Source organism: Streptomyces sp. NBC_00620 (assembly GCF_026341825.1).
Lineage (GTDB): Bacteria > Actinomycetota > Actinomycetes > Streptomycetales > Streptomycetaceae > Streptomyces.
The window spans coordinates 1,419,057-1,433,027 of the sequence record NZ_JAPENY010000003.1; the positions used below are offsets into that span (position 1 = coordinate 1,419,057).

At 69.6% G+C, this 13,971-nt stretch carries 9 protein-coding genes; 5 read left to right on the forward strand and 4 right to left on the reverse strand.

From position 1 onward, the window contains the following. The first annotated feature begins 5 nt into the window (after nt 1-5). The 3 genes from OG246_RS37565 to OG246_RS37575 all read left to right on the forward strand — a co-directional run bounded on the left by OG246_RS37565 (nt 6) and on the right by OG246_RS37575 (nt 4,517). Complete coding sequence (locus OG246_RS37565; protein ID WP_266473381.1) at nt 6-2,732, forward strand: ATP-binding cassette domain-containing protein; 2,727 nt, start codon at nt 6-8, stop codon at nt 2,730-2,732. A gap of 35 nt (nt 2,733-2,767) precedes the next feature. Further along, nucleotides 2,768-3,643 carry an ABC transporter ATP-binding protein gene (locus OG246_RS37570; RefSeq protein WP_266474986.1) on the forward strand — a complete coding sequence of 292 codons (876 nt, stop codon included), beginning with the start codon at nt 2,768-2,770 and terminating at the stop codon, nt 3,641-3,643. A gap of 82 nt (nt 3,644-3,725) precedes the next feature. Continuing rightward, on the forward strand, nt 3,726-4,517 hold the full coding sequence (locus OG246_RS37575) for an aldo/keto reductase (RefSeq protein WP_266474987.1): 792 nt from the start codon (nt 3,726-3,728) through the stop codon (nt 4,515-4,517). Between the two features lie 72 nt (nt 4,518-4,589). Here OG246_RS37575 and OG246_RS37580 read toward each other — a convergent pair whose 3' ends face one another. Further along, nucleotides 4,590-5,291 (reverse strand): SDR family oxidoreductase, encoded by a 702-nt coding sequence (locus OG246_RS37580; RefSeq protein WP_266473384.1) that lies wholly within the window; start codon nt 5,289-5,291, stop codon nt 4,590-4,592. Nucleotides 5,292-5,443: 152 nt separating this feature from the next. Here OG246_RS37580 and OG246_RS37585 point away from each other — a divergent pair, with 152 nt between their 5' ends. Continuing rightward, the gene (locus tag OG246_RS37585; protein ID WP_266473385.1) at nt 5,444-6,394 is read left to right on the forward strand and encodes a GNAT family N-acetyltransferase; all 951 of its coding nucleotides are present in this window, start codon (nt 5,444-5,446) and stop codon (nt 6,392-6,394) included. Between the two features lie 65 nt (nt 6,395-6,459). On the opposite strand, the gene OG246_RS37590 is transcribed toward OG246_RS37585, so the two are convergent. The 3 genes from OG246_RS37590 to OG246_RS37600 form a co-directional block, all read right to left on the reverse strand. Continuing rightward, nucleotides 6,460-7,359: a trans-aconitate 2-methyltransferase gene (locus OG246_RS37590; protein ID WP_266473387.1), complete on the reverse strand. Its 900-nt coding sequence runs from the start codon at nt 7,357-7,359 to the stop codon at nt 6,460-6,462. Between the two features lie 178 nt (nt 7,360-7,537). Further along, nucleotides 7,538-9,247 (reverse strand): glycoside hydrolase family 6 protein, encoded by a 1,710-nt coding sequence (locus tag OG246_RS37595; RefSeq protein WP_266473390.1) that lies wholly within the window; start codon nt 9,245-9,247, stop codon nt 7,538-7,540. A gap of 54 nt (nt 9,248-9,301) precedes the next feature. Then, nucleotides 9,302-10,780 carry a cellulose binding domain-containing protein gene (locus tag OG246_RS37600; protein WP_266473391.1) on the reverse strand — a complete coding sequence of 493 codons (1,479 nt, stop codon included), beginning with the start codon at nt 10,778-10,780 and terminating at the stop codon, nt 9,302-9,304. Between the two features lie 253 nt (nt 10,781-11,033). Between OG246_RS37600 and OG246_RS37605 the strand changes: the two genes are divergently transcribed. Continuing rightward, complete coding sequence (locus tag OG246_RS37605) at nt 11,034-13,949, forward strand: glycoside hydrolase family 48 protein (protein ID WP_266473393.1); 2,916 nt, start codon at nt 11,034-11,036, stop codon at nt 13,947-13,949. The last annotated feature ends 22 nt before the right edge of the window (nt 13,950-13,971 follow it).

Here is a 13,971-nt window from a genome sequence, read left to right on the forward strand (position 1 = left end):
TCGGGATGTCGGACCTGCTGGGATTCGTGCTGAGCGGACTGGTCTCGGGGGCGCTGTACGCCCTGCTCGCGACCGGACTCGTGCTGTCCTACTCGGCCTCGGGTCTGTTCAACTTCGCGCACGGCGCCACCGCTTATCTGTGCGCGCTCGTCTTCTACGAACTGCACTCGGGCCTCGACTGGCCCGCCGTACCGACCGCCGTGCTGGTGATCGGGGTGCTGGCGCCGGCGCTGGGCTGGGGCCTTGACCGGCTGATGTTCCGCAAGCTGGCGCGGGTGGGCGAGACGGCTCAAATCGTGGCCACCATCGGCCTGTTGGTGGCGCTGCCCGCACTGGGGCTCTGGATCGTGGAACTCCTGGAGGACGCGGGGGTGTCCGTCAAGCCCGCCGAGAACCAGTTCGGTCTCCCCGGGGTCGGGCCGAGCCCGGCGAAGTCCTGGCAGCTGATGGACGGGGTCGGCGTCGACTCCGACCAGTTGATCACCTGGGTGGCGACCGCCGTCGTCGCCGTCGGCCTGTGGATCCTGATGCGGCACACACCGCTCGGGCTGCAACTCCGGGCAGCGGTGGACAACCGGTCCCTCGTGGAGCTGCGCGGGATGAGCGCGGACCGGCTGTCGACCATCGCGTGGATGCTGTCCTCGGCGCTCGCCGGACTCGCGGGCGTCCTCGCCACTCCCCTACTCGGCCTGTCCGCCCACGACTTCACCCTCTTCCTCTTCGTCTCCGCCACCGCCGCGGTCCTCGGCCGCTTCGTCTCGATCCCGCTCGCCTTCGCGGGCGGCCTCGGCCTCGGAGTGCTGCAGAACCTGGTCGCCGGGTACGCGACGTTCGCCGAGCGCATCACCGGATTCCGTACGGCAGTCCCGTTCCTGATCCTCTTCGCCGGGCTGCTGGTGCTGACGCGACGGCAGCGGACGGCGGGCACGGCGGCGGCCATGGACCCGCCGCCGGTGGACTACTTGGCGGGGCGGTCATGGGTACGGCGCTGGGGGCCCTGGGCGGCGGCCGCCCTGGTCCTCGCCACCGCCTTCTACACCGTCACGACCCCCTTCTGGAGCGGCATCCTCGCCCAAGGGCTCGCCCTGTCACTGGTGTTCATCTCGTTCACCGTGGTGACGGGGCTCGGCGCGATGGTGTCACTGGCGCAGGCGACCTTCGTGACGGGCGCGGCGCTGGTGGCGGGGCTGCTGATGAGCCATGGGTGGCCGTTCGTGGCGGCCGCCGCGGTGGGTACCTGCGCGGCCGCCGTGCTGGGCGCCCTTGTGGCGCTTCCCGCTCTGCGGGTGGGCGGCCGCTCCCTCGCACTCGCCACCCTCGCGCTGGCCTTCCTCGCCGACCAAGTCCTCTTCCAGATGGGCTGGTTGAGGAACGGAGACACCGGCTGGGCGATCCCGCGTCCGGTGTTCGGGCCGGTGGACCTGAGCGACGACCGCGCGATGGGCGTGGCGATGATCGTGCTCGTCGCGCTGGCCGTGGCGGCGCTCAGCGCACTGCGGGACTCGCCGTCCGGGCGGGCGATGCTCGCGGTCCGCTCGGCACCGGCGGCGGCGATGGCCTCGGGCGTGTCGGTGATCCGCACCAAGCTGATGCTGTTCACGCTGTCGGCGGGGCTCGCGGGCTTCGGCGGCGTGATGTACGCGTCGTACAGCACCCGCATCACCGCGACCGACTTCACCGCGATGACCGGGCTGATCTGGCTCGCGGTGGTCGTGGCGGCCGGGGTACGCCGCCCGCAGTTCGCCGTGGTCGCGGGGCTCGTCTTCGCCGTCGTACCGCATCTGCTGTCCGACTACGTCACCGAGTCCGTCCACCTGCCGGTGGTCCTGTTCGGCCTGGCGGGCCTGGCACTGGCCAACGACCCGGACGGCTACGCGGCGGCGGTGTCCACCCGGCTGCACCGCAGGCGCACGACGCCGACGCCGCGTACAGCCCCCGAAGCACCCCCGGCCACCGCACCGCGAACGCCTGCCGAGGCACCGACCCCGGCCGCCCTCGAACTGCGCGCCGTGCGCGCCGGCTACGACGGCGCCCCCGTCCTGCACGGCGTCGACCTCGCCGTACGCCCCGGCGAGATCCTCGCCCTCCTCGGCCCCAACGGCGCCGGAAAGTCCACCACCTGCCGCGTCGCCGCCGGGCTCCTGGCCCCGCTCAGCGGCCAGGTGTACGTCGCCGGACGCGACGCCACCCGCGAGCGGGCCGTCGGACGGTCACGGGCCGGGGTCGTGCTCGCGCCCGAGGGACGCGGGATCTTCCCCTCCCTCACCGTCGAGGAGAACCTCGCCCTGCGGCTGCGCGCCCGGGACGAGCGTGACGCCGTGTACGCCCGTTTCCCGGTCCTCGCGGCCCGCCACGGCGTCCTCGCCGGCTCCCTCTCCGGCGGCGAGCAGCAGATCCTCGCGCTCGCGCCCCTCCTCCAGCGCCCGCCGGACGTGCTGATCGCGGACGAGCCCTCGCTCGGACTCGCCCCGCGCGTCGTCGAGGAGGTGTTCCGGCTGCTGACCGAGCTGAAGGAGGCGGGCACGGCACTGCTGCTCGTCGAGGAGAAGGCGGCGGAGGTCCTCGGGGTCGCGGACACGGTCGCCTATCTCTCGCGGGGGCGGGTGACGTGGTGCGGTCCGCGCGAGGAGGTGGAGGCGGACCGGCTGACGGAGGCGTACCTCGGAATCGGTGCCGGCACCGGCGGCTCCCCGCAGCACGGCCCCCGGCCCGAAGGGATGGTGCGGCCATGAACGACCGCACAATAGCCACGGACGATGGTCCGGCCATGAACGGCAGCACAGCGGCCACGGGCGACGACACGCCCGTCCTCGAAGCCGTCGGCATCGGGGTCCGCTTCGGTGGCGTCCGCGCCCTGGACGGAGTGAGCCTCGCCCTGCGCCCCGGGGAGGTCTGCGGGCTCATCGGCCCGAACGGCGCCGGAAAGACCACTCTCTTCGACGCCCTGTCGGGCATCCGCCGCCCCGACGAGGGACGCATCCTGCTCGACGGCACGGACGTCACCCGCCGCTCCCCCGTCTGGCGCGCCCGCCACGGCATGCGCCGCACCTTCCAGCGGCAGCAGCTCTTCGGCCAGCTCACAGTGGCCGACAACCTGGTGGTGGCCCAGGAGTGGCGCGGGGGCGGCGGCGGTCTGGTGGCCGATCTGGTGGCCGCACCCACACGGCGTACGTATGAGAAGGGCCGCCGGGAACGCGCGGGAGCCGTTCTACGGAGCTGCGGCCTCGACGGCATCGGCGGTGCGTACGCCGGAGCCCTGCCCGTCGGCCAGGCTCGCATGGTCGAGCTGGCCCGTGCGGTCGCGGAGCCGCCCAGGGTGCTGCTCCTTGACGAGCCCGCGAGTGGAATGACGGATGACGAAATCGGTCATCTGTTATCTGTCATCCGTTATCTGTCAGTCGAAGAGGGCTGTGCCGTGCTCCTCGTCGAGCACAATGTCGCCTTCGTCATGAAACTCTCCGCCCGCGTCGTCGTCCTGGACCTCGGCCATGTCCTGGCCGAGGGAACGCCCGCCGAAGTCCACGCCGACCCGAAGGTCAGAGACGCCTACCTCGGAACCGTTTCCGGCCAATCTCCGGCTCGCACCGTCGGTCCGCGCGGCGATTCCTCCGGTCAGGAATGCAACACGGCCCGTGATCGTTGACGATGGGAGTTCCACCCGACGACTTAAGGATCGAGAGCTCGTGAGCAAGGTCCCCCCGATCATCCTGAACAACGGCGTCGAGATGCCGCAGCTTGGTTTCGGCGTCTGGCAGGTGCCGGACGACGAAGCGGAACGGGCGGTTTCCACCGCGCTGGAGGCCGGGTACCGCAGCATCGACACAGCGGCGGCCTACAACAATGAAGAGGGCACCGGCAAGGCCATCGCGACCTCCGGAGTCGCCCGCAAGGACCTCTTCGTCACCACCAAGCTCTGGAACAGCGACCATGGGTACGACTCGACGCTACGCGCGTTCGACACGTCCCTGGAGAAGCTCGGCCTGGAGTACCTGGATCTGTACCTGATCCACTGGCCGACGCCGGCGCGGGGCAAGTACATCGACACGTACAAGGCCTTCGAGAAGATCTACGCGGACGGCCGCGCCAAGGCGATCGGTGTCTCCAACTTCCCTCCGGAGCAGCTGGAGTCGCTGATCGAGGCGACGTCCGTCATCCCGGCCGTCAACCAGATCGAGCTGCACCCGCAGCTCCAGCAGATCGCGGCGCGTGAGTACCACGCGGAGCAGGGCATCGCCACCGAGGCGTGGTCCCCGCTCGGCTCGGGCAGGGGCCTCCTCGAGGTCCCGGCGATCATCGCCATCGCCCAGAAGCACGGCCGTACGCCTGCCCAGGTCGTCCTGCGCTGGCACCTCCAGCTGGGGAACGTGGTGATCCCCAAGTCCGTGACCCCGTCCCGGATCAAGGAGAACATCGAGGTCTTCGACTTCTCCCTGGACACCGAGGACATCGCGGCGATCGCCGCCCTGAACGAGAACCGCCGTCTGGGTCCCGACCCGGCGACGTTCAACCAGGCCTGACCTGTACTGACACCGGCGCCGGCCCGGACGCGTGGATCGCGTCCGGGCCGGCGCCGTTCTCCGTCAGGCGCTTCAGACGGGCTGGCCGATCGGCCGCACCACCACGGTGTTCACATCGACACCGGCCGGCTGCTCGATCGCCCAGACGATCGACTCGGCGAGCTGGTCCGCGGTCAGCAGCAGGCCCGGCGGCAGGCTGCCGTAGCTGTCCCAGAACGGGGTCTCCACGCGTCCGGGCGAGATCAGCGTGACGCCGACTCCGAACTCGGTGACCTGGCGGCGGGTGTTCTCGGCGAGCCCGGTCACGGCCCACTTCGTCGCCCCGTAGATGTTGCCGGGTCCGTGGATGTGGCCCGCGACGCTGCCGACCAGCACGATCCGGCCCCGCGTCTCCTTCAGGGCGTCGATGGAGGCCCTGATCAGCAGCGCCGGACCGAGCACGTTGGTGAGCACCATCTCGGACCACCCGGCGGGGTCGCCCTCGGCGACGGTGTCGTGCGTGGCGAAGCCGGCGTTGGCGATGACAGTGTCGAGCCGCCCGAACTCCTTGAGCGTCGCCTCGACCGCCGCCTGCACGTGGTCGTACTCGGCCGCGTTCCCGGCGATCGTCAACAGGCCCTCGGGGCGGCCGAGTTCCTCGGCGAATCCGCGCAGCCGCTCCTCACCCCGCCCCGTGACGGTCACTCGCTGCCCTGCGTCGAGAAGCCGCCGTGCGACCGCGGCGCCGATACCGCTGCCACCGCCGGTGATGAGCGTCACTGGTGAGTCGGTCATGGTTACCCCCATACGTTTCCGGTGAACGCCGGGAGTCCATCACTTGGAGCGCTCTCGAAGTCAAGGGCCTCACCCCCCGGCCGGACGGCGGCTGCCGGCACCAGGGGAAAACTCCGTTGCGTGCCCGCCCGGCACCAACGGACAGTGGATCCATGAGCATGCCCACCCCTCCGGCCGGCCTGACCGTGCGCCCGGCGACCTTCGACGACGCGGCGGCGGTGTGCGCGCTGCTCAACGAGATCGACCTGCTGGAGATCGGTCGCGCCGACACCGAACTGTCCGAGATCCAGACGGACTTGAAGCACCCCGAGACGGATCTGGAGCGCGACTCCTGGCTGCTCTTCGACGGCGGCCGACTGATCGGATACGGCCTGCTGTGGGACGAGTCCGGCGGCGAGCGCATCGACATGGACGTCTACACGCTGCCCGACCGGCCGGACGGGGACCAGTACTTGTTCGACCTGATGGAGGCCCGGGCCGCCGAGCGCGCGGTCTCCAACGGGGCGGCACGAGCGGTGGTGCACCTGCATCTCAACACTGCCCCCACCTTGGACCTGCGGGCGCTGCGCGGACGGGGCTGGCGTCCGGTCCGCCGCTACAACGTGATGGCCCGTCACCTGTCCGGCGACACGGACCGGTTGCCCGCCCCGCCCCCTGGTGTGACGCTGCGCCCCTGCTCGACCGAGCCGGACCGCCGACTCGCCCACGCGTTGCTGCAAGAATCCTTCGCCGACCACTTCGACTTCCAGCCGCGTACCTACGAGCAGTGGCTGGACGACATCGACGCCGAGCGTGCCGACTGGTCACTGATCTGGATCGCGCACCTCGACGGCTTCGGGGACGCGGCGGCGCTGCGCAGCCACGACAACCGTGCCTCGATGGCCTGGATCGCCAGCCTCGGCGTCCTGCGCAAGGCCCGGGGCCAGGGCCTTGGCAGTTACCTGCTGCGCCACGCCTTCGGGCACTACGCGGCGCGGGGCCGCGACCGCATCGGCCTGGGTGTGGACACGGACAACAGCACTGGGGCGCTCGCGCTGTACGAACGGCACGGTATGACTCTCGACTTCGGTGTGGACACCTGGGAGTTGATCCGCCCGGTCTGAGGGAGCGCTTCGCCGTCCGGTTCGAGGACGAGACGCCGACCGAGGGCGAGACGCCGGCCGAGGGGCTACTCCGGCTTCACTCCGACGTACACGGTGTGCGCCGTCAGCAGGAATGTGTCCGGGCGGTGGTGCACGCTCGCCTTGTCGTCCGGGTCGAGGAGCCGGTCCAGGGTGGCGAGATCGTCGGCGTCGAGGTGTTCGCCGAGGCCCTCGCGGCGGTGGGTGAGGGCGGAGACGACGAAGGCGCGGGCCTCGTCCGAGAGGGGGGCGGGAAGGTCGAGGAGGAACGTGCGGGTGGCGACGTGGCGCAGACCGACGGCGTGCATCAGGGCGGGCCAGTCCTCCGTCTCGGTCACCGCGCCGGGCAGCTCGGCCCGCATCTTGGCGAACCACTCCTCCTGGATCGCGTCGATACGGGACTGCAGGCCGGGGCGGCCGATCCCGATGTCGCGCGGGAAGTAGCGCGCGGGCAGTCCGCCTTCCAGGAGAGCCACGGCGCCGCCGGGGGCGAGCGCCCGCGCGAAGCCCTCGAGTGCGGTCCGCTGGTCGCCGACGTGGTGCAGGGACCTGCTGGCCCACAGCAGGTCGGCGGGGTACTCCAGGTCACCGAGCCCGTCGTCGAGGTCGGTCCGCAGGGTGCTGAAGCGGTCGGCGACGCCGAGCCGGTCGGCGTGCTCGCGGGCCCGCTCCAGGAGGGGTGCCACGCCGTCCACGGCGACGACCCGCGCCTGCGGGAAGGTGTGGGCGAGGAGGCAGGAGACGATGCCGGGGCCGCTGCCGGCGTCCACGATCATCTCGGGTTCGGGCTGCCACTCCCGCAGCCAGGCCGCCGCGCTCGCGTAGAGAGGGGAGGTGAGCTCGGCCTCCTGTTCCAGGTAGGGGACCATGTCGGCGAAGTCCATGTGGGTGTGGCCGTCGTGCGCGTGGTCGTGGGGTGCGTGGTCGTCGTCGTGGTCGTGTGCCATGGTTCCGAGCCTCTCGTCCGGGTGTGCACAGCCTGCGCCGCCACTCCCGGAAACGGCCACTCATGTTGCTCATACAGCAAAACGGGCGTACGACGGCGGGCCGGAAAACATGGGGTTCGCGATCCGCCAGGGGCTGGGGAAGCGGAGCTGTCCCCTGGCGGATCGCGTCAGCCGGCGGTCACAGCGCCGGGTAGGCGTTCCTCATGAGTTCCTGGAACTGGGCGGAGAACCAGTGCCCCGACAGCGGAGCGTTCGCCAGCGCGCCGGACATGTTGTTGTTGTTCCGCGGGTTGCCGGTGTACGTCGGGTCGCACATCCGGTCGAAGCCCTTGCCCTCGTCGTTCGGGATGGCCGTGCTGGAGCCGTCCGACTCACCCGGGGGCTTGATCCACACGTACGCGTCGATCCCGGCCGCCGGGGCCGCCTTCGGGCGTTCGCCGAGGCCGGCGCCGGACTGGTTGCACCAGTTGCCGAGGTGGATGCGCCGGTCGTAGCGGCCGCCGTCGACGTAGGTGTCCACGGTGGTGGTCGCGCCGGGTCCGGTGGGCCTGGCGGTGCCGCCCCAGCCGTTGCGGGAGGTGTCGATCAGCATGCCGATGCCGGAGTCGAAGCCGATGGAGACGAGCTGGTTCCGCATGGCCTGCGCGTACGACAGTTCGTCGACGTAGCGGTTCCAGTCGACCCACTTGGACAGGCGGACCGACGTACCGTTCACGGTGTCGTTGATGGTGAAGTAGTCCTCCTTGAGGGCGCTGTAGTTGGCCGTGTTGACGATGAAGCCGTGCACGTCGGCGACGGTCGCGCCCTCTGCGGTGGCGGCCAGCTTGAACATGTCGGCGGAGGCACCGAAGTTGTCGTCCCAGCCGAGCCAGCCGTGGTGTCCGGCGTCCACGTAGTTGTAGACGTTGGGCACGTCGCCGAGCTTGTTCAGGGCGTAGCCGACGCCCTTGATGTAGTTGCCGTTGGCCTTCATCGTGTCGCAGTTGGCGGTCACGGTGGGGCGCGGGGTGACGTTGGTGACGAGGTTCGGCAGCGAGTCGATCTCGACCGTCGTCACGATCCGCAGGGCGGCGTACTTCGGGTCGGCGAGGATCGCGGCGATCGGGTCGATGTAGGCGGTCTTGTACCTGTCGATCTCGGTCGCGCCGAGTTCGCCGTTGGAGGCGAGGGCCGCGCAGTCACGGCCTGGGAGGTTGTAGATGACGAGCTGGACGGCCAGTTCGCCGGTGCCCTTCTGCTCCAGGGCCTCGTCGAGGTGGTCGCGCAGCCCCATGCCGCCGTTCACGCCGTTGATGGCGGCGATCCGGTCCAGCCAGACTCCGGTCGGCTGGTTGGAGATGCGGCTGCCGCCCGGCTCGGCGGCGGCCTTCGCGGCCCACTCGGGGTTCACGTACACCTTGGCACCGGCGTACGGGTTGTCGACCTTGGTGCCGGTGGGCGGGTCCGTCGGATCGCCGCCTCCGCCTCCGTCGTCGACGTTGCAGGTCACCCCGTCGAGCGTGAAGGTGGTGGGCAGGGCGTTGGTTCCACTGTACGAGGCGTTGAAGCCGAAGCTGACCGAACCTCCGCTCGGCAGGGAGGCGTTGTAGCTCTCGTTGGCGGCGGTGACGGCTGTGCCGCTCTGGCTGATCTTCGCGTTCCAGCCCGAAGTGACCTGCTGGTTCCCGGCGTACGACCACTTCACCGCCCAGGAGGTCTTGGCGGCGCTGTTGTTGGTGACGGTGACGGCTGCGGTGAAGCCGGTGCCCCACTGGTTCTGCACCTTGTAGTCGACGGTGCAGGGGATGGCGGCGGTGCCGATGTCGGCCGGGATCGCGGCGGCTGCGGCTCCTGCCGTTGCGGCGACCATGGCGAGGGCGGCGAGTAACGCTGTTCTGGTACGGCTCATGAGTGCGGGTTCCTATTCGTTGACGAACGACCGGGGTCAACTCACGGGTGGCGCTTATCCGTTGAGGGCGAGGAGGTGGTCGCGCAGCCCGATGCCGAACGGCGTGGGAGTGCCGTCGTAGTTGGAGATCAGGGCGGGACCGGAGGAGCAGTCCCAGGTGTTCCAGGTCCAGCCGAGGTAGGAGAGACCCCGCGCGTCGAACCACGCCATGACGCGATCGATGAAGGAGTGTGCGCAGGTGTTCTCGCCGATCTCGCCCGCCACGAGCGGGACTTGGGCCGCGACGGGGGCGAGCGTGGAGTCCCAGCAGCTCTCACTGGAGCAGGTGTTGAAGTTGTAGACGTGCCAGGCGGCGACGAGATTGCCCGTCGGGTCGCTGGGTCGGTACGTCAGCCACTGGCTCAGATCGTTCGAGTACGCGAGCCCGCCGGCCAGGATCAGGTTCTGGGCGCCGGTGCCCCGTACCGCGTCGACGAGGTCCTGCATTCCGGCGACCTCGTAGCCGATGCCGGGGCAGTTGCCGCCGTCCCGCCAGCAGGTCCACGCCTGGGTGGTCGTGGAGGTCGCGCGGTCCGGGTAGGGCTCGTTGAACAGGTCGAACGCGACGGCCCTGTCGTCCTTGAAGGTGCTCGCGACGGAGGTCCAGAAGGACGGCGTGTACTGGGCGTTCGGCATCGGTTTCTGGCAGCTGGCGTGCACGTCCGAGCAGCCGGCGGAGTTGCCCGTGTACTGGCCGTAGGACCAGTGCAGTTCGAGCATCGGCGTCATGCCGTGCGCCTCGACCTTCGCCACCAGGTCCTTGACGGCGGCGATGTAGTTGGCGCCGGCGTACTCGGGCTTGATGTTGGACAGGCCGAGCCAGCACTCCTCGTTCAGCGGGATGCGGACGGTGTTGGCGTTCCAGTCGGCGATGGCCTTGACCGAGGCGTCGTCGACCGGCCCGTCGAAGATGCCGTAGCCCTGGACGCACATGTACTCGCCGCCGGAGCGGTTGACGCCGAGCAGTCTGCGGGTGGCGCCGTCCGCGTCGAGGAGTTTGTTGCCCGAGACGTGCAGTTCGGGTGCTTCGCCGGTGTCAGGCGGTGGCTCGGTCGGGGTGGGCGTGGGCGTCGGCTCGGCGTCCACGTTGCACGTCGTTCCGTTGAGCTTGAACGAGGTCGGTACGGCGTTGCTCCCCGACCACGAGGCGAGGAAACCGGCGCTGACACTGGCCCCTGTGCCCAGCGAACCGTTCCAGCTCTCGTTGGCGGCGGTGACCGTCGTACCGGACTGGGACCACTTGGCGTTCCAGCCCTGGGTGACCTTCTGACCACTCGCGAAGTCGAAGCCGACGGTCCAACTGCTCAGCGCGGCCATGTTGTTGGTGACTTTGACGGCGCCCTGGAAGCCGGTGTCCCACTGGCCGGTGACGGAGTACTCCACCGTGCACGCGGGTGCGGCTCCCGAAGCCGTGACGACCGGCGCGATCGCGGTGCCGATGAGGGCTGCCGCGGCGCCGAGAACCAAAATGCCTAATCGCGGGGGATGTCTCATGAAGCGACTCCTTGCAGCTCTGACGTGTCGTGACGGACGCGTCGACTGATGGAACCGCTCCCACTGGTGCGGATGAAGCTAGCGCCAAGTGACGGCAAAGGACAGAGCAGTTGCACTGTTGATCAATCGAATCATTTCGACTCTTCAAGCACCTTGACCCCCCTCACCCCTCTCATCAGTATGGGAGCGCTCCCACTGGTTCAAGGCTTGTTGCTCCTCCCCCCTTCTCCGAGCCGCAAGGAGGAACCAGCACATGCATCCCAGACGGAGACGTCGCACCGCGCGGCGGCTGTGGACGGCTGTCGTGGCGGCCCTCGCCCTTCCGCTGACCATGCTCACGACCGGCACAACTCCCGCCCACGCGGCGGTAGTTCAGTGCAGCGTCGACTATCGGACCAACGACTGGGGCTCCGGCTTCACCGCGGATCTGACGATCACCAACCGGGGTACGGACGCGATCAGCGGCTGGACCCTGACGTACGGCTACGCGGGCAACCAGACCCTCACCAACGGCTGGAACGGCACCTGGTCCCAGTCCGGCAAGGCGGTCACCGTGCAGAACGCCTCCTGGAACGGCACGATCGCCGCCGGGGCCGCCGTCACCACCGGCGCCCAGTTCACCTACAGCGGCACGAACACCGCCCCGACCTCCTTCGCGGTCAACGGCACCACCTGCGCCGGCGCGCACCAGCCGCCGGTCACCGTGCTGACCAGCCCGGCTCCGGGCGCCGTCTACACCCAGGGCAGCGCGGTCCCGCTGGCCGCGACGGCGGCGGCAGCCGACAGCGCGACCATCAGCAGGATCGAGTTCTACGACGACACGACCCTGCTCGGCACGGACACCAGCTCGCCCTACACGCTGTCGGTCAGCAGCCTGACCGTGGGCAGCCACTCCCTGGTCGCGAAGGCGTACGACAGCCTTGGCGCGTCGGCGGACTCCACGCCGGTCGGCATCACGGTCGCCTCGGGTCCCGCCGTGGTGGCGTCACCCGATCAACTCGGCGTCCAGCAGGGCAAGTCGGGCACCTTCGACGTGAAGCTGTCGACGCAGCCGAGCGCGAATACGACCGTCTCCGTGGCCCGCACCGCAGGCAACACGGGCCTGTCCGTCACCGGCGGCGCCTCGCTCACCTTCACGCCGTCCAACTGGAACACGGCGCAGCAGGTGACCATCACCGCCGATGCCTCCGGCACGGGCTCGGCGACCTTCACGGCGTCCGCGACCGGCCATGCCCCGGCCACGGTCACCGTGACGGAGCTGGCCGCGTCGAAGGCGTACGACGCCCGTTTCCTGGACCTGTACGGCAAGATCACCAACCCGGCGAACGGCTACTTCTCCCCCGAGGGAATTCCGTACCACTCGGTGGAGACGCTGATCGTCGAGGCGCCGGACCAGGGCCATGAGACGACCTCGGAGGCGTACAGCTATCTGATCTGGCTGCAGGCGATGTACGGGAAGGTCACCGGCGACTGGTCCAAGTTCAACGCCGCGTGGACGACCATGGAGACGTACATGATCCCCACGCACGCCGACCAGCCGACGAACTCCTTCTACAACGCCTCGAAGCCGGCGACGTACGCACCCGAGTACGACACCCCGAACCAGTACCCGGCCCAGCTCGACACCGGTGTGTCGGTCGGTCCCGATCCGATCGCCGCCGAGCTGAAGAGCGCGTACGGCACGGACGACGTGTACGGGATGCACTGGCTCCAGGACGTGGACAACGTCTACGGCTACGGCAACTCGCCCGGCAAGTGCGAGGCGGGGCCGGCGGACACCGGCCCTTCGTACATCAACACCTTCCAGCGCGGCCCGCAGGAGTCGGTGTGGGAGACGGTCCCGCAGCCCACCTGTGACGCCTTCAAGTACGGCGGCACGAACGGGTACTTGGACCTCTTCACCGGGGACGCCTCGTACGCGAAGCAGTGGAAGTTCACCAACGCGCCGGACGCCGACGCGCGGGCCGTGCAGGCCGCGTACTGGGCCGACGTGTGGGCCGAGCAGCAGGGCAAGGGCGCCGATGTCTCGGCGACCGTGGGCAAGGCCGCGAAGATGGGCGACTATCTGCGCTACTCCATGTACGACAAGTACTTCAAGAAAATAGGGAACTGCGTCGGTCCCTCGGCCTGCGCGGCCGGTACCGGCAAGGACGCCTCGCACTATCTGATGTCCTGGTACTACGCCTGGGGCGGCGCCACCGACACCTCGGCGGGCTGGGCCTGGCGCATCGGCTCCAGCCACACCCACGGCGGCTACCAGAACCCCCTGGCGGCGTACGCGCTCAGCTCGTACGCCGATCTGAAGCCCAAGTCCTCGACAGGGCAGGCGGATTGGGCCACCTCCCTGGGCAGGCAGCTGGAGTTCTACCGCTGGCTGCAGTCGAACGAGGGCGCCATCGCGGGCGGTGCGACCAACAGCTGGGCGGGCCGTTACGCGGCTCCCCCGGCCGGGACACCGACCTTCTACGGCATGTACTACGACGAGAAGCCCGTGTACCACGACCCGCCGTCCAACCAGTGGTTCGGCTTCCAGGCGTGGTCCATGGAGCGTGTCGCCGAGTACTACCAGCAGACGGGGAACGCGAGCGCGAAGGCGGTCCTCGACAAGTGGGTCGACTGGGCGCTGTCCAAGACCACGATCAACCCGGACGGCACCTACCTGATCCCCTCCACCCTCCAGTGGTCCGGCGCCCCGGACACCTGGAACGTCTCAAGTCCGGGAGCCAACAGCGGACTTCACGTCACCGTCGCCGACTACACCAACGACGTCGGTGTGGCGGCCGCGTACGCCAAGACCCTGACGTACTACGCCGACAGGTCCGGTGACACGCAGGCCGCGACGACCGCGAAGGCGCTGCTCGACGGCATGTGGGGCAACTACCAGGACGGCCTGGGCATCGCCGTCCCGGAGACCCGCGCCGACTACAACCGCTTCGACGACGGCCTGTACGTCCCGAGCGGCTGGAGCGGCACGATGCCGAACGGGGACGCGATCAACTCCTCGTCGACCTTCGACTCGATCCGCTCCTTCTACGAGGACGACCCCGCGTGGTCGAAGATCGAGTCCTATCTGGCGGGCGGAGCCGCGCCCTCCTTCACGTACCACCGGTTCTGGGCCCAGGCGGACATCGCCTTGGCCATGGGGTCGTACGCGGAGCTTCTCGAATAGTCCCCGCCGGGCGCTCCGCGGG

Coding starts and splice junctions, on each gene's coding strand:
- OG246_RS37585 (WP_266473385.1), top strand. CDS start 5,444: ATGAGCATGCCCACCCCTCCGGCCGGCCTGACCGTGCGCCCGGCGACC.
- OG246_RS37600 (WP_266473391.1), bottom strand. CDS start 10,780: ATGAGACATCCCCCGCGATTAGGCATTTTGGTTCTCGGCGCCGCGGCA.
- OG246_RS37590 (WP_266473387.1), bottom strand. CDS start 7,359: ATGGCACACGACCACGACGACGACCACGCACCCCACGACCACGCGCAC.
- OG246_RS37575 (WP_266474987.1), top strand. CDS start 3,726: ATGCCGCAGCTTGGTTTCGGCGTCTGGCAGGTGCCGGACGACGAAGCG.
- OG246_RS37570 (WP_266474986.1), top strand. CDS start 2,768: ATGAACGGCAGCACAGCGGCCACGGGCGACGACACGCCCGTCCTCGAA.
- OG246_RS37580 (WP_266473384.1), bottom strand. CDS start 5,291: ATGACCGACTCACCAGTGACGCTCATCACCGGCGGTGGCAGCGGTATC.
- OG246_RS37565 (WP_266473381.1), top strand. CDS start 6: ATGTCGGACCTGCTGGGATTCGTGCTGAGCGGACTGGTCTCGGGGGCG.
- OG246_RS37595 (WP_266473390.1), bottom strand. CDS start 9,247: ATGAGCCGTACCAGAACAGCGTTACTCGCCGCCCTCGCCATGGTCGCC.
- OG246_RS37605 (WP_266473393.1), top strand. CDS start 11,034: ATGCATCCCAGACGGAGACGTCGCACCGCGCGGCGGCTGTGGACGGCT.